General features: G+C 36.4%; 16 protein-coding genes. 8 read left to right on the top strand and 8 right to left on the bottom strand.

Features of this window, described 5'->3' with window-relative positions; genetic code table 11:
* Positions 1–20: 20 nt before the first annotated feature.
* Genes A1D26_RS01080 through A1D26_RS01060 form a run of 5 tightly spaced genes read right to left on the bottom strand, consistent with a single transcriptional unit; the run spans position 21 to position 3,560 of the window.
* Positions 21–773 (bottom strand): class I SAM-dependent methyltransferase, encoded by a 753-nt coding sequence (locus A1D26_RS01080; RefSeq protein WP_157402277.1) that lies wholly within the window; start codon positions 771–773, stop codon positions 21–23.
* Positions 770–1,453, bottom strand: a complete 684-nt coding sequence (locus tag A1D26_RS01075; protein ID WP_157402276.1) for a M15 family metallopeptidase — start codon at positions 1,451–1,453, stop codon at positions 770–772. The genes A1D26_RS01080 and A1D26_RS01075 overlap by 4 nt, the downstream gene beginning before the upstream one ends.
* Positions 1,454–2,590 carry a succinyl-diaminopimelate desuccinylase gene (gene dapE / locus A1D26_RS01070; RefSeq protein WP_157402275.1) on the bottom strand — a complete coding sequence of 379 codons (1,137 nt, stop codon included), beginning with the start codon at positions 2,588–2,590 and terminating at the stop codon, positions 1,454–1,456.
* 1 nt (position 2,591) lies between these two features.
* Positions 2,592–2,939: an ArsC family reductase gene (locus tag A1D26_RS01065; RefSeq protein WP_157402274.1), complete on the bottom strand. Its 348-nt coding sequence runs from the start codon at positions 2,937–2,939 to the stop codon at positions 2,592–2,594.
* Positions 2,940–2,975: 36 nt separating this feature from the next.
* Positions 2,976–3,560, bottom strand: a complete 585-nt coding sequence (locus A1D26_RS01060) for a TetR/AcrR family transcriptional regulator (RefSeq protein WP_157402273.1) — start codon at positions 3,558–3,560, stop codon at positions 2,976–2,978.
* Positions 3,561–3,715: 155 nt separating this feature from the next.
* Between A1D26_RS01060 and A1D26_RS01055 the strand changes: the two genes are divergently transcribed.
* Genes A1D26_RS01055 through A1D26_RS01040 form a run of 4 tightly spaced genes read left to right on the top strand, consistent with a single transcriptional unit; the run spans position 3,716 to position 10,392 of the window.
* A complete protein-coding gene (locus A1D26_RS01055) occupies positions 3,716–5,683 on the top strand; it encodes a TonB-dependent receptor (protein ID WP_232516781.1) in 1,968 nt (655 codons plus the stop codon).
* Between the two features lie 2 nt (positions 5,684–5,685).
* Positions 5,686–7,416, top strand: coding sequence for an ABC transporter ATP-binding protein (locus A1D26_RS01050; protein ID WP_157402271.1), 1,731 nt, complete (start codon positions 5,686–5,688; stop codon positions 7,414–7,416).
* Positions 7,374–9,179 carry an ABC transporter ATP-binding protein gene (locus A1D26_RS01045; RefSeq protein ID WP_232516780.1) on the top strand — a complete coding sequence of 602 codons (1,806 nt, stop codon included), beginning with the start codon at positions 7,374–7,376 and terminating at the stop codon, positions 9,177–9,179. Before A1D26_RS01050 ends, A1D26_RS01045 begins: the two co-directional genes overlap by 43 nt.
* A complete protein-coding gene (locus A1D26_RS01040; protein ID WP_232516779.1) occupies positions 9,142–10,392 on the top strand; it encodes an MFS transporter in 1,251 nt (416 codons plus the stop codon). The genes A1D26_RS01045 and A1D26_RS01040 overlap by 38 nt, the downstream gene beginning before the upstream one ends.
* Before the next feature lie 31 nt (positions 10,393–10,423).
* Here A1D26_RS01040 and folP read toward each other — a convergent pair whose 3' ends face one another.
* The 3 genes from folP to rluC are packed head-to-tail and all read right to left on the bottom strand — an operon-like array spanning position 10,424 to position 12,805.
* Positions 10,424–11,269, bottom strand: a complete 846-nt coding sequence (gene folP, locus A1D26_RS01035; RefSeq protein WP_157402270.1) for a dihydropteroate synthase — start codon at positions 11,267–11,269, stop codon at positions 10,424–10,426.
* Positions 11,270–11,289: 20 nt separating this feature from the next.
* Positions 11,290–11,811: a hypothetical protein gene (locus A1D26_RS01030; protein ID WP_157402269.1), complete on the bottom strand. Its 522-nt coding sequence runs from the start codon at positions 11,809–11,811 to the stop codon at positions 11,290–11,292.
* A 34-nt stretch (positions 11,812–11,845) separates the two neighbouring features.
* Positions 11,846–12,805, bottom strand: coding sequence for a 23S rRNA pseudouridine(955/2504/2580) synthase RluC (gene rluC, locus A1D26_RS01025; RefSeq protein WP_157402268.1), 960 nt, complete (start codon positions 12,803–12,805; stop codon positions 11,846–11,848).
* Between the two features lie 115 nt (positions 12,806–12,920).
* On the opposite strand from rluC, the gene A1D26_RS01020 reads away from it, so the two are divergent.
* The 4 genes from A1D26_RS01020 (at position 12,921) to ileS (ending at position 20,602) form a co-directional block, all read left to right on the top strand.
* Positions 12,921–13,856: a mechanosensitive ion channel family protein gene (locus tag A1D26_RS01020; protein WP_157402267.1), complete on the top strand. Its 936-nt coding sequence runs from the start codon at positions 12,921–12,923 to the stop codon at positions 13,854–13,856.
* Between the two features lie 135 nt (positions 13,857–13,991).
* Positions 13,992–16,469 (top strand): TonB-dependent receptor, encoded by a 2,478-nt coding sequence (locus tag A1D26_RS01015; protein WP_157402266.1) that lies wholly within the window; start codon positions 13,992–13,994, stop codon positions 16,467–16,469.
* Between the two features lie 293 nt (positions 16,470–16,762).
* The gene (ribF, locus tag A1D26_RS01010) at positions 16,763–17,719 is read left to right on the top strand and encodes a bifunctional riboflavin kinase/FAD synthetase (protein WP_157402265.1); all 957 of its coding nucleotides are present in this window, start codon (positions 16,763–16,765) and stop codon (positions 17,717–17,719) included.
* A 69-nt stretch (positions 17,720–17,788) separates the two neighbouring features.
* The gene (ileS, locus tag A1D26_RS01005; RefSeq protein WP_157402264.1) at positions 17,789–20,602 is read left to right on the top strand and encodes an isoleucine--tRNA ligase; all 2,814 of its coding nucleotides are present in this window, start codon (positions 17,789–17,791) and stop codon (positions 20,600–20,602) included.
* The last annotated feature ends 38 nt before the right edge of the window (positions 20,603–20,640 follow it).

Below are 20,640 nucleotides of genomic sequence, written 5' to 3'. Positions count from 1 at the left end.
AATCCAACCGCTTTTTATATTTAATGATTAGCGAGATGTGATAAATAAACATCAAAACGATGGTTCTTAGTCTCTTGGCTAAAATCAGGTTTCTGCTCGGCAAGGAACGGAGCATAGTCTGGGCGTTTAACCACAACACGTTTACGAGCTAATTGCTTCGCTGGAGAGAAAAAATCATCGGAATCTAAGTCCGCCCCCACTAAATGTTGGAAAACCCGCATCTCTTTTTTAACTAATGCACTTTTTTGCTTGTGGGGATACATTGGGTCAAGATAAACCACATCAGTGTAATCTAGGCTAGGATTTAACTCATAAATAGAACGAGCAGTAGAAAGTTTCATCCGTTGCTGCATAAATTGCCCAATCTCAGCATCAAGGTAAGCTCGCTCTAATCCATCTTCAAGCAAAGCACATACAATTGGGTTACGCTCCACTAAAGTCACTTGGCAACCAACACAAGCCAAGACAAAGGCATCTCGTCCTAGTCCTGCAGTTGCATCAATTACAGTCGGTAGATAATCGCCTTTAATACCCACCGCTTTTGCTACAGCTTCGCCACGTCCGCCACCAAATTTTCGGCGGTGTGCGAGAGTACCATCGACAAAATTGACTGCAATCGCACCTAATTTATGCTCATCTACTTTGCGTAGTTCTAAACGTTCATTGGTGAGAACCAAGGCTAAAATAGCATTGTTGTCGTGAACCAGTTGCCATTTGTCGCAAATAGACTGAAATTTGCTGTGATAATCGCTTTCGTTAATCAGTTGGATCATAAAATAAAATGTTCAAAGAGTTCATCGATATGGGCATTCAAGCAATCTTTTCCTGCAACGTTTTCATTTTGCCACGCTTGTTGCAAAATTTGTGGCGAAACTAACCGCTCATAGTGGTCAGCAAGCGGAAAATAACTGATATGCCAAGGCTCTATCCCTATTTTTTTATCTTCTCTATCCATAAACGGAAAATAAAAACCAAATTGTTCCGCATTAGCCAAGAGCCAATTAGCCAAGCGTTGAAAATATCCACCTGTCTGATACTCCCAAGGTTCTAACTGCAATTTTTGCCCTTGTGGCAATAAATCAGGGTCGAAAATATCAATTTCTGTTCCCCAATGATGACGACTTGCTCCAGGAATTGCAGACCAACGCAGAATGGCCTGACATTTTTGCCACTCATTGAGTGAACTTAGATCAATCGCATTGCCATCATCATCGTGGACTTTACGTTCACCATTAAATTTTGCATTCCAAATTTGCTGTTGTCGTTCAAAATCACGAAAGGTACTGGCTGGTTGCAAATTAAACCCTACATTTTTTGCTGCTTGCTGTAATTGTACAAAGGCAGTAGCAACATCTGCTTGCAAGTAATGGTTTGAGGATAACTCATTTACCAAAGGAATAAGATGCTGCCTTGTTTTCCCTGTGAGTACATCATTTAAATTGTGAACACTCATTTAATTTGACTCGGCTAAAACGTCTTCAAGAATTGCATAATAAACTTCACCGCAAGTTGCTAAATCGTCTATATCAACGCATTCATTCACTTTATGAATGGTGGCGTTTAATGGGCCAAACTCAATCACTTCAGCACCCATTGGTGCGATAAAGCGAGCATCAGAAGTACCGCCCCCGGTATCAAGACGCGGTGTGATTTGGGTAATTTTTTGCAATACTTTGACTGCTGTATCAACGAGTTTTCCTTTAGCAGTTAAAAAAGGTTTGCCTGATAAGTGCCAACTAATACGATATTTTAAGCCATGTTTTTCAAGCATTTCTGCGACTTTTTGTTTAATCAATTCATCGTTTACTTCCGTACAATAGCGTAAGTTAAACTGCACAAATAACTCCCCGGGTATCACGTTGTTGCTCCCTGTTCCTGCTTTTACATTAGCAACTTGTAAACTGGTCGGTGGGAAGAATTCGTTACCTTGATCCCATTGATAGCTGGTTAATTCAGCCAAGAATGGTAAGGCTTTATGTACGGGATTTTCAGCAAGATGAGGATATGCAACGTGTCCTTGAATACCTTCAATATAGAGATCGGCAGTAATGGATCCTCTACGCCCGTTTTTAATCACATCACCTAATTGCTTGCTACTCGATGGTTCACCCACAACGCAGTAATGGATAGGCTCTTGACGCTGAATAAGCGTTTCAACCACTTTCACTGTGCCATCTTTGGCGGAGGCCTCTTCATCAGACGTAATGAGTAATCCGATTTTACCTTTATGATTAGGATTATGTCTTACAAAATTTTCTGCAGCGACAACCATTGCCGCTAATGAACCTTTCATATCTGCAGCACCACGCCCGTAAAGCATATTATCGACGATACGGCCTTCAAAAGGTGGATAAATCCACTGTTTCTCATCCCCAACAGGCACCACATCAGTATGACCCGCAAAAGCAAAACACTGCCCTTCACCGTGAGTTGCCCATAAATTTAATGTATCACCAAAAGGTAACCATTCCAATTTAAATCCTACCGCTTCTAAACGTTCTGCAATGAGTTGCTGACAGCATTGATCATCGGGGCTAATAGATGGACGTTGAATTAGCCCTTGTGCTAAGTTAATAATTTGGTTCTTCATATTATTTACCAAAAGCCTGTTCATATTCTGTTTCATTAAAACCAATTAACGCAATATTCTCGGTTAAAACGATAGGGCGTTTAATCAGTGTGGGTTGTTCATTAAGTACTTTTAACGCTAGCTCTTTACTTAAATTATTTTTAATCTCATCATCTAGTCCACGCCAAGTAGTACTGCGTTTATTAACTAAATTTTCCCAACCAAATTTATCTGCCATTTGTGCCAACCAATTTGCATCTAAACCATCTACTCGATAATCGTGTAACTGTGGCGATAAAGCGTTATCTGCTAACCATTTAATTGCTTTTTTGACGGTATCGCAGTTTTTAATACCATAGACTTTTGTCATTTTATTTCCCTTTAAACAATGAGATACTAATTTACATTATTGTTTGTTATTTTTCGTTTGGCTACTAATTCCGTAAATAAAAATTCGTAGCAGATCTTGGAAGAGCTGTTGTTCATTACCTATATAGTGATTAGTGATCTCTTTTTTTCGAGAAAATATATCAAGAGCTTTAATCAGCATATCTATTAAAACAATAGGAATATCTCTCGCAATAATATCTTTCTCCTGTAATTGTGTAAAAAAATAGTGCATAAAATCGTGTTTTTCTTGCTCCATTTCTCGGAAAAACATTGTTAATTCAAGATCTAAGGAATGTAAATCAGATAGTATTGCTTGACTATACAAGCCATCTAGAGCTTTTTTCTGTAAAGAAAAAATAGTTTCAATGATTTCTTCTAGACTTGCTTGCTGTTCCAGTAATTGTAAAAAAGCCTGACGAGTTGTATTTTTTTGCTCGGTAAATAGTTCTTTTATCAATGCTTTTTTATTTTTGAAATGCTTATAAAAAGTGACCCGGCTTACCTTGGATTGTTGGCAAATTTCGTCAATAGAAACCCTTTTCAAACCTTGTGCTGAAAATAGTTGTTCGGCAATCAGTTTGAGTTTATCAATCTTTTTCATCTTATTCCCCCAACATTGCGGATCTTAACGGTATATTTTTAAAATGCAAGTTTATAACAATTCTCATTTACAATTATGATTTGCTTTAGTAAAATTTACAAAAATATTTTTTGTTTTAATATTTTGTAAACCAAGGAGTGTTTATGCGGAAATATATGATGACTTCTCTATCGATATGTAGTGCTATTTATACAAGCAATACGTTAGCAACAGAAGGAAAACCAGAAAAATTAGACGAGATTACGGTTATAGGTGAAAAATTTGAACGTAGTCGGTCTACAACAAGTTCTAGTTTAGAGCTATTTAGCTATAAAGAGATGGTTAGGAAGCCTAATTATTCGGCACTAAACCAGTTAATTAGAAATAACACGAATATTTTAGAAACCGGCTTAGGGAATGATTTACCTACCATTCGTGGTATTGAGGGAGCTGGACCTGGGGCAGTCGCTTTCTTTGCTGGAGCAAGACCAAGATTAAATACTCAAATTGATGGGAGAACCTCCAATTATAATGAATTAGCGTATGGTACAAAATCTTTGTGGGATATAAAACAGGTAGAAGTATATAAAGGTCCACAAAGTTATGCTCAAGGTCGAAATGCCATTGCGGGATCAATTATTATGCAGAGTAATGATCCTACTTCTGAGTGGGAAGGCGCCACAAAGATAACTGTAGGCAATCAAAGTCGCTATCAAGTAGCAGCAATGCTATCAGGTCCTATTATACGAGATGAAGTATTATTCCGTCTTAGTGTGGATAGACAAGGAAGAAAATCGTTTGAAAATTTAGCAACGTATTCTCCTGCTGGAAATTCTCGCCAATTTGAAACAACAACGACAAGAGCCAAATTACTTTGGTTACCATCTAACTTACCTGATTTTTACAGTCGCTTAACTTTTAATCATATAAAGTCAAAATCTCCGCAGGGAGAAAATACTCCAAATGCAGTGAGTAATCAGTATCGTCCAGTATTTCAAACTCGTTCAGGTTCTTCTATTTGGGAAATCGGTTATCAGTTATCTCCAGAGTGGAAGCTAGAAAATAGAGCTATTTATACGAATTACATTCATGATCGCTTATCTTTAAACTTTCCTAAAGGTGCTCCAGCTCGTGTGGATGGTAGGGAATGGCAAGTTGAACCTACTTTGAAATATGATTATGGAAACCATCGTGGCTTACTCGGTATTTTTTATTTTGAAGGAAACCAAGATGACTCCGTTTCAATGAATGTTCTGAATGCTTACAAAGATACAACAAAAACCAAAGCTATTTTTGGTGAACTGACATTTAATCCAACTACAAACTTAGAAATAAGTATATTTGGTCGTTATGAGCAGGAAAAACACAAACGCGTTGGTGGGCTAGGTCGTTTTGCACTAGATCATCAAGACAAAAAGAATGTCTTTTTACCAAAGTTAGATATTGCTTATTTGGTGGATGAGTATCAGCGTATAGGTATGAAAGTAGGACGAGGATATAATCCTGGTGGTGCAGGAATTACATTTGCACCACCATTTAAAACTTATACTTATAAGGCTGAGTTTGTTTGGAATTATGAACTCTATCATCGTTGGAAATCTCAAGATAAACGTTGGTTAGTGACAAGTAACGTTTTCTATAACGACTACAAAGATATGCAAATTCCATACACTGAAGGGCGAGCAGTTTACATTCATAATGCGGATAAAGTTCATACTTACGGTGCTGAGCTTAATGCAAATTGGGAGGTTGCAGATCGCTTTCACTTATTTGGAGGTGTAGGATTGCTAAAAACGAAGCTGAAATCCTATCCGATTGCTAGCTATCAAGGAAATGAACTTGCGAGATCACCTCGTTATACCTTAAATTTGGGCGGTTATTATCAATTCCCTATAGGAGTTGAAATCGGAGGTGATATTCGTTGGACAGATGGTTATTTCTCTAATCAAGCGAATAGTCAAGAATCTCGTATAAGTGCTTATTCACAAGCAAATGCACATATTGCCTATAACTTTAAATATGGTCGTGTGGCTCTAAATATAGATAATATCTTTAATTCTCGTAAGAAAGTTGTGACAACTGCTTTAGGAACTACTTATCAGCAACCACTACAACTTAGCTTATCTACGGAACTGAGATTTTAATTATGGCAATATCTCAACATTCAGATATTTGTTCTCCAGTAGCTAAACAATTACGTTTGGCTACTGGCCTAGCAATATTATCACAAGGTTTAAAGCTAATTATTTGGGTGCTAATGGTCAAAATAGTTTTGCTTGCAGAGCAAACTAAGGAATTTCCACTTATACAAATTATACTATTACTAGTAATCTCAATTAGTTATTACACTTGTAAAATCAAGGCTCACGATCAATCGCATTATGCCGCTTTTGAATTAGAAAAAATATTACGTCAGCGTTTAGTGAGTAAAATTAGTCAGCTACCGTTGGGAAAAATTAGACAAATTGGTTCGGGAGCGATGGCTAAAGTAATATGTGATGATGTACACGAACTACACAGTTTTGTTGCAGACGCCCCTCCGCTTAGAGCAGAAGCATACTCGACACCATTATTTGTCTTCCTTGCACTCTTTCTTATAGACTGGCAACTTGCTTTTGCAACCTTAATATTTACTGTGTCCATATTTGTATTGATGAAATGGTTATTGCGCCACAGTAAATTATCGCGCAATGAATATGCAAAAGCTGTAGCAAATATAAATAGCTCTCTTATTGAATATGTACAAGGCATGAGTACTATCAGGACATTTGATGCTGGTGAAGGGTCTTATAGTCGTTTCAATACAGCACTAAATGAATTTAATAAGGTAATGCTTGCCTGGTTGAAAAGGGTAGGATTAGCTACTCGTTTGGCAAGGAGCTTATTTAGCCCGTTACCAATGATGCTTTTCCTTGTTGTTGCTGGAGTGATTTTACAGAAATACCATTCTATAGCATCTGAAACACTCTTTTTCTTTTTAGTTTTAGCTGCTGGATTAATTGAAACGATGCTTCCCTATATGAGTTTATTTCATTTATTGGAGAAATCTAGAGCTGCAATTGAACGGATTTATCAGATTGAAGCTGAGCATAACATTGTTACTCAACAACCATATCAGTTTCCAACCGACTACTCTATCTCTTTTCAACAAGTAGATTTTGGTTATGATAAACAGCAAAAGCTTGCATTGAATGAGGTTAGTTTTACAGTACCAACCAATACTTTTACAGCAATTGTCGGAGAATCTGGGTCTGGGAAGAGCACTATTATCAATCTTTTATTACGTTTTTGGGATACTACAAGCGGTCAGATTCTTCTGGGGAATTGCAATATTCGTCATATTCCAACAGAGAATTTGATGTCATTATGCTCAGTTGTGTTTCAAGATAATTTTCTATTTTCTTGCACAATTGCAGAGAATATTTCCTATGGACTTAATGATGTAAGTCAAGAGCAGATTGAAAACGCAGCTAAGAAAGCCCAAATCCACGATTTTATTATGAGTTTGCCCGAAAAATACAATACAAAGGTTGGTGAAAGAGGGCAATTATTGTCTGGTGGACAGAAACAGCGTTTAACTATTGCGAGAGCATTTCTACAAGATAGACCAATATTATTACTAGATGAACCGACTTCTTTCTCTGATGCAAAAAATGAAGCCAGCTTAGTTGAAATATTCCAAACATTGATGAAGAATAAAACGGTAATTATGATTGCTCATCGATTATCAAGTATTGTAAAAGCAGATCAAATTATATATTTATCTCAAGGAAAAATTATCGCTAAAGGTAATCATAATGATCTGTTAAAAGAGTCTCCAGCATACCAACAGCTATGGATGGATTATCAGCAAGCACACCAGTGGAAAATGAGATAGTAGGAATGAAGATACAAGATTATTTTAATGAGCAAACGCAAAAGATCAAACCGATTTATTACATATATTATTATTTAATAAATTCATCAGGATCACAAAAACCTAAGTTATTGAGAAGTTTATTTTTTTCAGTTCTTTCTTCAATATTATTTGGTGTGGCGATTGTATCAATGTATCCTTTTTTAATGGCTTTGGAATTAAATGATAATTATCAATTAACATTAATATTTATCATCTGTTCTTTAGTTATGGCTATTGTCTGTCGGGTTATTGCGGAGCAATATGATACAAAAGGCTATTCTCATTATGCTGCTTTTGAATTACGTAAATTATTAGGGGAAAAATTAAGAAAGGTTTCTTTATGTACTTTAACTAGCTTTCGTTCAGGTGAATTAAATTCTATTCTCGTTCAAAGTGTAAATGAAGCAGCTGGTTTTGCATTTACATTAATTAGTATGTTAATTTATGGTTCTGTAATTCCTATTTCGGTTTCTTTCTTTTTGTTATTTATAGATTATCGTTTTTCTATTCTTATTCTATTTATCTTGATTGTTATTATTCCACTATATTTATGGAGAAGAAAAGCATTTAGAAGAGGATTTAGCCTATTGGCTGAAGCACAGCAACATCTAAAGGGAGAATCAATAGAATTTATTCAAGGGCTAGATATCCTTAAGTTAACAGGACAAACTCAAAATCAGCAACAGAAATTTCAACGTGTGATTAATGATGTTGCAACTATTCAAAATATAGGAACTAAAAAAGGAGAACGCCCTAATTTTATTATTACATCAACTACACAGTTGAGTTTAATACTAATTCTTATTTTTGGTGTATCTTGGTTAGTTTCTGGTAGTGTAGATTGGGCCTTATTAGCGATGCTAGTTATTTTAATGGCGAGAATTGCAGACATACTCAATTTTTTTGTGCAAATGTCATCTTTATTAGAAATATTTGTAATTAGTTGTGAAAAACTAGAAAAAATAATGGCATTACCAGAATTAGTTGAAAATCAGCTCGATAAAATGCCAACGAATTACAATATTGAATATAAAAATTTGCATTTTTCCTATTCAGATAAGGAAGTTTTGCGAAATATTAATTTATATATTCCTGAAAATACATTAAATGCTTTTGTGGGAGAGAGTGGCTGTGGAAAAACAACATTAGTAAGAATGTTGCTACGTTATGCAGATCCACAGAAAGGAACTGTTTTAATTGGCGGTATTGATATTAGAGAATTTAGTCAAGAGCAGCTAATGAGTTTAATTTCGGTTGTTTTCCAAGATGTTTATTTATTTCAAGATAGCGTAATAAATAATATTAGAATGGCAAAGCCATCTGCTACAGATGAAGAAGTCATATCAGCTTGCAAGCAAGCTCAATGTCATCAATTTATACAAGATCTACCAATGGGGTACCAAACAATATTGAATGATATGGGAAGTAATTTTTCTGGAGGGGAAAAACAGCGTCTGGCCATTGCTAGAGCTATTCTGAAGAATGCTCCTATCTTGATCTTAGATGAACCGACCGCTTCGCTTGATACAAAAAATGAGCTTGCTGTGCAGAAAGCATTAGATTTATTGGTTAAGAATAGGACTATCCTAGTCATTGCTCACAGATTATCGACTATTGTATCGGCTAATCAGATTTTTGTGTTATCCAATGGAAGTATTGTTGAAAAAGGAGAACATCAGACGCTGTTAGCAGATAATCGAAATTATGCACAATATTGGAGTTATCAGCAAAATGGAAAGTAAGATACCTTATCAATTACGCTATCAAGATTGGGCGTTGTTATTAACCAGTACATTTTTCAAATTTAGTATTGTTGCATTTTATATGATTGCCTTATTTGCGATGTTGAAAGATATAGGGTTTGATTTAACACAATTGAGTTGGATTTACTTATTAGGCATATTTGAAATCGGAAAGTTTATTATTTCACCTGTGATTGAATATTTCCGTTTCGAGAAATTTGGAAAATTCCGAACTTGGTTATTTATTTCAAATTTTTTTGTGATATTTAGTATATCTTTACTCTACTTTATCGATCCTATTCAACAATATACCTTACTACTTTTAATTTGTTTGTTACTTAATTTTAGTAGCTTGATTTTTGGGTGTGCTACTCTAGGATTAATGTGTGCTTTCTCAAGTAAAAAACAGTACGGAATTGGTAGTGCTGTACAAGTCATCGCAGGTAGATTAGGGAAGATCATAGGGGGAGCGTTAGTACTCTTTATATATCAGTACTATGGTTGGAATGCTGCAGTTTCCGTAATGTTTATTAGTTCACTATTACTAGCAATACAAATTTTATTGTATGCTGAACCTAAGTCGCTAATACAGGAAAAAGTGACTTTTGGTCAATTATATAAGAGATTTGTTTTATTCTGGAGACAGCAGAATAATGGATATCAATGGTTTCTAATACTATTTCTTATATTCATTCCCAGTGGTGCATTGGTAAGTACATTCGTACCTAGTTTAAGCTCATTGGGGTGGAAAAGTAACGAAATAGGTGTCTTACTTTCAGTTGTAGAACCTATCCTAACTGTATTTTTTGCGCCACTAAGTGTATTGCTATTACGCAGATACTCATACTTTAATGTTATTTTTTATATTCTCTTATCTCAAGTATTAATTTTTGGACTATTTTCTATATCATCTCATTTTAGTAAAGAAAATTATCTATTTATAGCATTCCCGATATTGCTACTAAGTATTAGCTATGCTCTATTAGTACCTTGTTTACTAACCCTTGTTTTAGATAAATCCGACAAAAATTACCCGACACTAGATAGTTCTTTACAATTCTCAATTGCATTATTAGGTGGGTATTTATCTGGATTCTTCTCTCTCAGATTTGCTAATATATTTAATTTTGATGTGGTTTATTATTTTTCCAATACAATATCTCTTATTATCCTAATTTTATTTTTTTATAGTCGAAAGAATTTATTTAACTAAAACTAATTCGAATTGTTATGAATATGAGAAATCACTCACATTCCGCCATCGCTTGCCAAATCTTTAACGCATCTGCAGTTTCGGCGACATCGTGAACACGCACAATTTTTGCACCGTTTTGTACGGCTAACAATGCTCCAGCAACACTGCCGATTGTACGTTGTTCAACAGGTTTGTTTAGCACATTGCCAATCATTGATTTACGAGATAATCCAGCTAATACAGGGTAACCAGACTGCACAAAAGCATTGATATGTTTGAGTAGTTGATAATTGTGCTGTACAGTTTTGCCAAAGCCAAAACCAACATCTAAAATAATATGCTCTTTCGGAATACCTGCGGTTAAACAGGCAAAGATACGTTGGTTAAGAAAGTCGGCAACTTCTTCAACCACATCATCATATTCGGGATTTTGTTGCATATTTTGTGGCGTGCCTTGCATATGCATTAGACAAACAGGTAAACCTAATTGTGCGGCGGTTTCTAGTGCATTCGGTTCTTGTAAAGCACGAATATCATTCAGAATATCAGCGCCAACTTTTGCTGCTTGGCGGAAAACTTCTGCTTTAGAACTATCTACGGAAATTAAGCAATCAAAACGTTGGCGAACCGCTTCTACAAGTGGAACAACACGTTCTAACTCGTCAGCTAAATCCACAATAGGTGCATTCGGGCGAGTGGACTCACCACCAATATCAATAATATTGGCCCCATCATTGAGCATTTTCTCAACTTGGTAAAGGGCTTTATCCAGTGTGAAAAATTTACCTGAGTCAGAAAATGAATCAGGGGTAAAATTCAAAATTCCCATAATCTTTGGAGAAGTGAGATCTAACAAGCGGTCAGATCCTTGTTGGTTTTTGAAATGGATTTGCATAATTGTTCTACACGTGAAATTTATCGAGAAATGACTTCAATATCATCATATTTAATATAGCTACCTACCGCAGATATAACCTTTTTCACTTTGATATGAGAGCCAATATCTACGCGTCGATATGTTTCAGTATCATCAATTTCTTCTGTACCAAAATCAGAATAAAACCTTACATAATGATAAGAACTTCGCCTTTTGGATGTATATTCCTTATCCAAAACAGTAGCAGGGTATATATATTCCTCTCCCAAAAGCAATGTATAGTGAAAAGAAATTGCATTCATAAATAGTAAACCTATAAATATTGGAGCTAATAAAGTTGCACCAATATTTTTTAATATCTCTAACAATTCGCTATTTTGCTCTGTGTTCTTATCTAAAAAAATCCATTTCACAGATAAGGGTAAGAAGATGATGAATGACGTAATCATATAATAAGTCACATTTTCCGTTGTGACCTCAAAATTCATATAAATATAGAGCGAATAACCTATTGAGAGTAACATAATTAGGCTAAACAAATAGCTTTTGCCATTTTCCATCTGCAAATTTCCTTTCAAATTTGACCGCTTGTCACTACTCCGTCCTGAGTTTTGCCAATACACCTTTCAAGGTTTTATCAAGCGGAGCGGTAATCACCATCTCTTCACCTGTTTTAGGGTGTTCAAAACGGATCGCATAAGCGTGAAGGAATAAGCGATTTAGCCCAACAGTTTGCATTTTCTGATCAAACTCACGATCACCATATTTATCATCTAAGGCAATAGGGTGTCCTGCATATTGGGTATGCACACGAATTTGATGAGTTCTTCCTGTTACTGGAGATGCTTTTACGAGTGTTGCAGTAGGGTAACGCTCTTCAATCACAAAACGTGTTTCAGATGGTTTGCCTTCTTCGCTCACTCGCACAATTCGCTCACCACTAGAAAGCTCATTTTTTAATAGCGGAGCTTTAATCACTTTAACGTGAGATTGCCACTGACCACGCACAAGGGCGAGATAATCTTTTTGTACGATTTTTTCTCGTAGTTGTTCGTGCAAATTACGCAGAGCAGAACGTTTTTTTGCCACAAGCAAAATGCCAGAAGTATCTCGGTCAATACGATGTACTAATTCTAAAAAGCGAGCTTCCGGACGTAATGCTCGTAACGCTTCGATAACCCCAAAACTTAAACCGCTACCTCCGTGAACTGCAATCCCTGATGGTTTATTGATGACAAGCATTACTTCATCTTCATATAAAATGTGCTGTTCTAATTCTGCAACCTTATTTAATTTGGTTGAAATCGGTGCTTCATTTTTTTCAGCGACTCGTACAGGTGGAACACGCACAATATCTTCGGCTTGCAACTTATATTCAGGTTTAATTCGCCCTTTATTAACACGTACTTCGCCTTTACGCACAATACGATAAATTAAGCTTTTGGGTACGCCTTTTAATTTAGCAAGTAAGAAGTTGTCCAGACGCTGTCCAGCCTCATCTTCGCTAATGGTAAAAAATTGCACTGTGGCACTAATGATTTTTTCTGTTGTCATTACGATCACTTATAAAACAAAATTGCATAAATCCTACCACAAATTTACCCTTTGCGGAAAAATGGATTATGCTAGAATTCCATTTTATTTTACTGTTGTAAATATAGGAGAGAGAATGACAGCACAAGCAAATAATGCCAATAATGATGGGGTATCAGAAGTCGTACAAAATTTGAATGTACAAGAAGCCACCAAAGTGATTAAAAAAGTGAGTTCAATGGATGTCCAAATGATTTTAGATCAATGGATTATTCCATACGGCACTAAAATTTTGGTTGCTATTGTAATTTATATTGTAGGTAAATTCCTTGCTCGAGTATTAAGTCGAGTATTGGGACGCATTGTATTGGCATCAAGCCGAGATGAAATGCTCCAAAGCTTTGTATCATCAATGAGTTACTTTTTATTCTTACTTATTGTGGTTATTGCTTCACTCTCTCAACTAGGCATTAATACCAGCTCTTTAGTTGCCTTAATCGGTGCTGCAGGTTTGGCGATTGGTTTGGCTTTACAAAATTCACTGCAAAATTTTGCTGCTGGAGTGATGATTTTAATCTTTAAGCCATTTAGACGTGGCGATTTTATTGAAGCGGCAGGGACTAGCGGCAAAGTTGAGCAAATGGGTTTACTGGTGCTTGAATTGCGTACTGGTGATAATAAAACCGTATTAGTGCCGAATGGTAAAGTCTTTGCAGATAGCATTACTAACTACTCTCGCAATGAAACTCGTCGAATCGATATGATTTTTGATATTAGTTACGATGCCGATATTGAGAAAGCCAAAAGTATTATTGCTCAAGTGTTATTTGATGATGAGCGAGTGCTTAATCACCCAGAGCCAACCATTGCGGTAGGAAATTTGGCCGCAAATAGTGTGCAATTATTTGTTCGCCCTTGGGTTCAAACCTCACAATATATGAACACGCAATTTGATTTATTGGAAAAAGTGAAAATAGAATTTGATAAAGCGAATATCTCAATTCCATACAATCAATTGGATCTTCATTTCCCTGATGATGGTGTCATTACACTAGGTAAACCAAAATCATAATTACGGAAAGCGGTTAGATAAGCGGAATTTTTTGCAAATTCCGCTTTTTTGTATCAATAAAACCATAAAAAAATTATTGATTTAGATTTCGGGAGTGTTTATCATGGAATAACCATTATTTTTTTAAGGTTTATTATGAAAATAAATAAAATTAGTTTAGCTATTATGTTGAGTTGTCATTCTGTATATGCTTCAGAGCAATTAGAACAGGTTAATGTTTTAGCTCAAGATTCTGTAGGTTATCATTTAGGTAGAGCAGCATTAGAAAAAATATCAGTAACAGATAAATCCATCAACCATATTCTACTTAAATCACCGTTAGTCAGGGGAGCAAGTGAAGCAAATAATAGTCTCACTCAAGGTGAAATCTCACCACCGAATATCACGTTTTATGGTGAAAAGTACTACAACAACAACTTTCTTATCAATGGGATCTCGACCAATGATAATGTAAACCCAATTGGGTTAGGTAACCAAAGTGTTTTACCAAGAGCAAGGACGCTCACGGTTGATCCTGAAAGTATCCCAACAGGACACCCACAGTTATTTTGGGTAAGCCCTGATCTTATTCAATCTGTGGAGGTCCTTGACAGTAATATTCCAAGCCGTTATGGTCAATTTACTGGAGGTGTTGTTGAAGCTGAATTATTAGAACCAGATTTTAAACGACATTCAGGTAAGATTTCATATAGAACCACGCGAGACAGCTGGACCAAATTTCATATTGATGGGCAATTAAGAGAAAGTTTTAACAAAGCAGAATACCCATTATTTCAACCTAAATTCACTAAACATCAGTATCATATTCAAGTAAATCAACCTCTATCTAACAGTTCGGCACTACTTTTTGCTTATGATAGACAAGATTCGTTTATTCCACAGCACCAACGTTATTTGAAACAAACAAATAAACAAAAACGCCGTAATGAAACATTTTTGTTGAGTTATAAAAATGAATTAAATGGCAATAACGTATTGCTCACGAACCTAATGTATTCGCCACATATTGGAGATTACTATCTTGATAATGTGAAAAACGGTGCGTTCAGAGAAAGTGGAGGTGGTTGGCTAGCTTCATTACGCTGGAAGAACTACAACCAATTAGGATTATTAACAACAGATTTATCTTATCGTACCACTAAAAACCAGACAGCTTATGATGCTCAACATTTATCTAACTATTATGTAACTCCGAGTATCAACTGGCTATCTGAACCTGATCCTGATAACGATGAATTTAATACAGCAAGAGAAGGTGGAATCGGTAAGAAATTTACCCAGCAAAAGCAAATTCAATTTAAGCAATCACTAGATTTACACAAATGGCAAACAGCACAGCTTGAACATAATTTGAGTTTAGGCTGGGAATACCAATATAACCAATCGCAACTTAGACAACCGAATCTATCTGTTCAAAGAACATATAGTCATTATTTAATGGGAGAGCGATTTACACAAAAACAATGTGATGAATGTATTCCAGGCGAACAATATGTAGTCAGTCGTACATTTTATTATCCAGTAACAGGAAAAGTTGATCATAATCGAGTAGCACTTTATTTACAAAATAGAATGAAATGGCACAATTTTACTTTAACGCCCGGCGTTAGAGCAGAATACGGGCAATTTATGGAAAAGTGGAATATTGCACCTCGCATCGCTTTAAATTATGACGTGTTAGGGTTAGGCAAAACATATATTTCCACAGGATTTAACCGCTATTATGCAGATGATTTATTGGACTACCAACTACGTTCTAGCTTTAAGTTTAAAGGTGAAGAAGAGCGACGACTAGACTTTAGTGGTTGGGATTACAAAACAAATCAATTTACAACCAATTATCGTGGTAGCACATTAAAAACGCCTTACAGTGATGAAGTAAATGTGGGAATTACTCATCGGTTTAATAATGCTATTTTAGAAGCAAAATGGGTTCAACGTAGTAGTAAAAAACAGTTTGTAACTAAACGAGAAGACAATTTACTCTTACTTACTAATTCAGGTTATGGGAAAACAAATAATATCAGTTTACAAGTAAGTAATCCTGAAGTAATTAAATTACCAAGCGTTGAGTTAGGTTGGAAGATTGGGGTGAGTTATCAAAAGACCAAATCTAATCAAACGATTGATTATACCCAAAGTGATTGGAGCAATTTTGGTATTACGAAAATGATTTACAAAGGTAAATTAAGAGACATTGATCAAATGCCAAGTCAATCTTTTAATGATCCTTGGCGAGCATCGCTTCAACTCAATAGTTATTTCCCCGCACTTAATTTATCATGGTTACAACAACTTAACTATGAATCTGGTTCTCGATATTACGAACGTAAGGGAGCTAGATGTTCAGCTGTTAATAGCGAGTGTGCAGGCTACGAAGGATTAGTTGTCAAGCTATCAGAGATTAAGCAGTCACGTAATATTACTCTCGATTGGACGTTCTCATGGAAAAAAGCAATGTCACAACATCAGGCAATCTCTATGGATTTAAGTGTATTCAACGTATTAAATCGAGTTTCTAAAGCGAATATCGTTGATGATGGTAGTGGCGGTAGCTATCAAACATATAAACCAGGCAGACAATTTTGGTTAGGTGCGAAATATGAATGGTAATATTTAATAGTAGCTCACTATGTAATTAACTCAAAAAGCGGAATTTTTACAACTTCCGCTTTTTAGTTGTCAACAACGCTAGATACACCTACAGTTACAACAAGAAATAAAATATTTAAAAAATGGTGCTTTTTATTATATGCTCCAAAGTTAGATAAATTCTCGACAAAAAGAAAATGCGATCTTGTCCTGGAAATTCTCGCATGTTCACCTTGTTCTTCCCTTCCCATTTCCTAAGCTTTCTCGTATAATCAAATACTATTTTTATTAAAAAAGTTAATAATTACAAGTCAATGCAATTAATTCGTGGTGTTCATAATCTTGGCTATTATCCAGCGTTGCAAGGTGGGTGTGTGCTGACGATTGGTAATTTTGATGGTGTACATTTGGGGCATCAGAAAATTATTCATCGTCTTTTGAGCAAAGCTCATTTATTAAATTTGCCTTCAGTTATAATGATTTTTGAGCCACAACCTCGAGAATTTTTTGCAAAAAAACAACAAAATCTAACCGCTCCCGCACGTTTAATGCGATTACGCGATAAAGTTAGTGCATTAAAACCATTAGGAATTGACTACCTTTTATGTGTCAAATTTGATAAGCACTTCGCAGAACAAGAGCCTCTAACATTTATTCAAGATTTATTGATTGATAAATTACAAGTGAAGTATCTTAGTATTGGTGATGATTTCCGTTTTGGCCAAAAGCGAAAGGGAGATTTTGCAATGCTACGAAGTGCAGGTAAAAAATATGGTTTTGAGGTAGAAGATCATCATAGCTATTGCTTGGGGAAAGATCGTATTAGTAGCTCATTAGTGCGTAACGCTTTGGAACAAGATAACTTGTCTCTTGCTCAAGAGTTGTTAGGTAGACCTTATACTATTAGTGGGCGAGTGGCTCACGGTAATAAGTTAGGAAGAACGATTGGTTTTCCTACCGCAAATATTATGCTAAACCGCCTTGTTACCCCTATTCAAGGGGTCTATGCAGTAGAAATCGAAACACCTAGTGGTTGTTTTAATGGTATTGCGAATGTCGGAAACCGCCCGACTATCAATGGAACTAAGCCTTTATTAGAAGTTCATCTTTTTGATTTTAGTGAGCAAATTTACGGCCAGGCAATACAAGTCAGCTTTTTGAAGAAAATTCGTTCAGAGATTAAATTTGCAAATTTTGAAGCTTTAAAGCAGCAAATTGAACAAGATGTGGTAGCAGTGAAAGAATTTTTTACAAGCGGTAAGATTTGCTAGATTTTTTGTAAAAAATAGCAAGAACAGACCGCTTATCTTATTTATATTTTTGATTGATTGGAAAATAATATGACAGACTACAAAAACACTTTAAACCTGCCTGAAACAGGTTTCCCAATGCGTGGGGATCTGGCAAAACGTGAGCCAGATATGTTGAAAAATTGGTATGATAAAAATCTTTACCAAAAAATTCGTGAAGCATCAAAAGGCAAGAAAACCTTTATTTTGCACGATGGTCCTCCGTATGCAAACGGTACACTTCACTTAGGACACGCAGTTAATAAAATCCTCAAAGATATAATTATGAAGTCTAAAACGGCATTGGGCTATGATACACCTTATGTACCGGGTTGGGACTGCCATGGTTTACCGATTGAATTGAAAGTAGAAGGTATTGTGGGTAAGCCGAACGAGAAAATTTCTGCTGCCCAGTTCCGTCAAGCTTGTCGTGATTATGCAAAAGAGCAAGTAGAAGGTCAGAAAGCGGATTTTATCCGTATGGGTGTATTTGGTGATTGGGATAACCCTTATCTCACAATGAATTTTAATACCGAAGCAAACATTATTCGTACCTTAGGCCGTGTGATTGCTAACGGTCATCTTTATAAAGGTTCTAAACCTGTTCATTGGTGTTTAGATTGTGGTTCTTCTTTAGCTGAAGCTGAAGTAGAGTATGAAGATAAAGTATCCCCTTCTATTTATGTACGTTTCGCTGCTACAAATAGCGCCGAAGTCGAAACTAAATTCAATGCTCAAGGGAAAGGAAGCGGACAGATTTCTGCGGTAATTTGGACAACAACCCCTTGGACATTACCCTCTAACAGAGCAATTTCATTAAATCCTGAATTAGATTATCAACTACTTCAATTTGGTGATGAGCGTGTGATTTTAGCCTCTGCATTAGTTGAAAGCGTGCAGAAAGCAGCAGGTGTTGAACAAGTTGAAGTGTTAGGTTCTGCAAAAGGATCTGACTTAGAACTGCTCCGCTTTAACCACCCATTTTATGATTTTAGCGTACCATTTATTTTAGGTGATCACGTTACCACAGATGGTGGAACAGGTTTAGTTCATACTGCACCAGACCATGGTCAAGATGACTTTATCGTCTCGAAAAAATATGGTTTAGAGATGGCTGGCTTAGTGGCCAATGACGGTAAATTTATCTCAACTACGCCATTCTTCGCAGGAAAAGGGGTCTTTGAAACAAATGATCTTGTGTTAGAAAAATTAAAAGAAACAGGCTCATTACTTAAATTAGAACGTATTAAACATAGTTATCCACATTGTTGGCGTCATAAAACCCCGATTATTTTCCGTGCAACACCACAATGGTTTATCGGAATGGAAACGCAAGGCTTACGCCAACAGGCATTAAGTGAAATTAAACAAGTACGCTGGATTCCAAGTTGGGGCGAAGCTCGTATTGATAATATGGTGGCAAATCGCCCTGACTGGTGTATCTCGCGTCAACGTACTTGGGGTGTGCCGATGACGATGTTTGTCCACAATGAAACGGAAGAGCTACACCCACGCACTTTAGAATTATTAGAAGAAGTTGCAAAACGTGTAGAACAATCAGGTATTCAGGCTTGGTGGGATCTTGATCCAGCTGAGCTATTGGGCGAAGATGCAAAAACCTACCGTAAAGTACCAGATACCTTAGATGTTTGGTTCGATTCAGGATCAACTTATGCATCGGTGGTTGAGCAACGTCCAGAATTTAACGGTAAATCTGCTGATATGTATTTGGAAGGTTCAGACCAGCATCGAGGTTGGTTTATGTCTTCTTTAATGCTCTCTACCGCAACAAATGGCAAAGCACCTTATCGCCAAGTCTTAACGCATGGTTTTACCGTAGATGAGAAAGGCCGCAAAATGTCTAAATCACTAGGCAATGTAATTGTTCCAAGTGAAGTTTGGAATAAAAATGGTGCGGATATTTTACGTTTGTGGGTTGCATCAACAGACTATACAGGCGAGATTGCTGTTTCACATAAAATCTTAAATAGTGCAGGTGATACTTATCGCCGTATTCGTAATACCGCTCGTTTCTTATTAGCGAACTTGAATGGCTTTGATCCACAACGTGATCTTGTTAAGCCTGAAGAAATGATCTCATTAGATCGTTGGGCGGTAAGCTGTGCGTTAGAAGCACAGAAAGAGATTAAAGATGCTTACGATAATTATCAATTCCATACAGTAGTGCAACGCTTAATGCGTTTCTGCTCGATTGAAATGGGATCGTTTTATTTAGATATTATCAAAGACCGTCAATACACAACGAAAGCAGACAGCCTTGCTCGCCGTAGTTGCCAAACTGCGTTATGGCATATTTCAGAAGCCTTAGTTCGTTGGATAGCTCCTATTCTATCATTCACCGCTGATGAAATTTGGGGGTATTTACCAAAAGTAGAAGGGCGTTCAGAGTTTGTCTTTACTGAAGAATTTTATGAAGGTTTATTCGGCTTAGGTGAAAATGAACAGCTTGATGATGCTTACTGGCAACAGCTACTCAAAGTGCGTGCCGAAGTAAACCGAGTACTAGAGCAGGCTCGTAACGATAAACTGATCGGTGCAGGTTTAGAAGCGAAAGTCACCGTTTATGCTAACGATCAAATCCGTCCATTATTAGAACAGCTTGGCAATGAGTTACGTTTTGTGTTGATTACATCACAAACAGTGGTCAAGCCATTAGCAGAAGCGGATATTGCAGAAGGTGAATTAGCGGGGCTTGCGGTGAAAGTTGAACGTGCGGACGGTGAAAAATGTCCACGTTGCTGGCATTATTCAACAGATATTGGTGCAAATGCAGAGCACCAACATATCTGCGGACGCTGTGTTGAAAATGTGGTAGGTGCAGGCGAAAAACGCCAATTCGCTTAAAACGTAAAATATATGTAGGGTGGGCTTTAGCCCACCAT

It is taken from the genome of Ursidibacter maritimus (assembly GCF_009761395.1).
Classification (GTDB): Bacteria; Pseudomonadota; Gammaproteobacteria; order Enterobacterales; family Pasteurellaceae; genus Ursidibacter; species Ursidibacter maritimus.
This window is presented reverse-complemented; position numbering and strand designations above follow the sequence as displayed.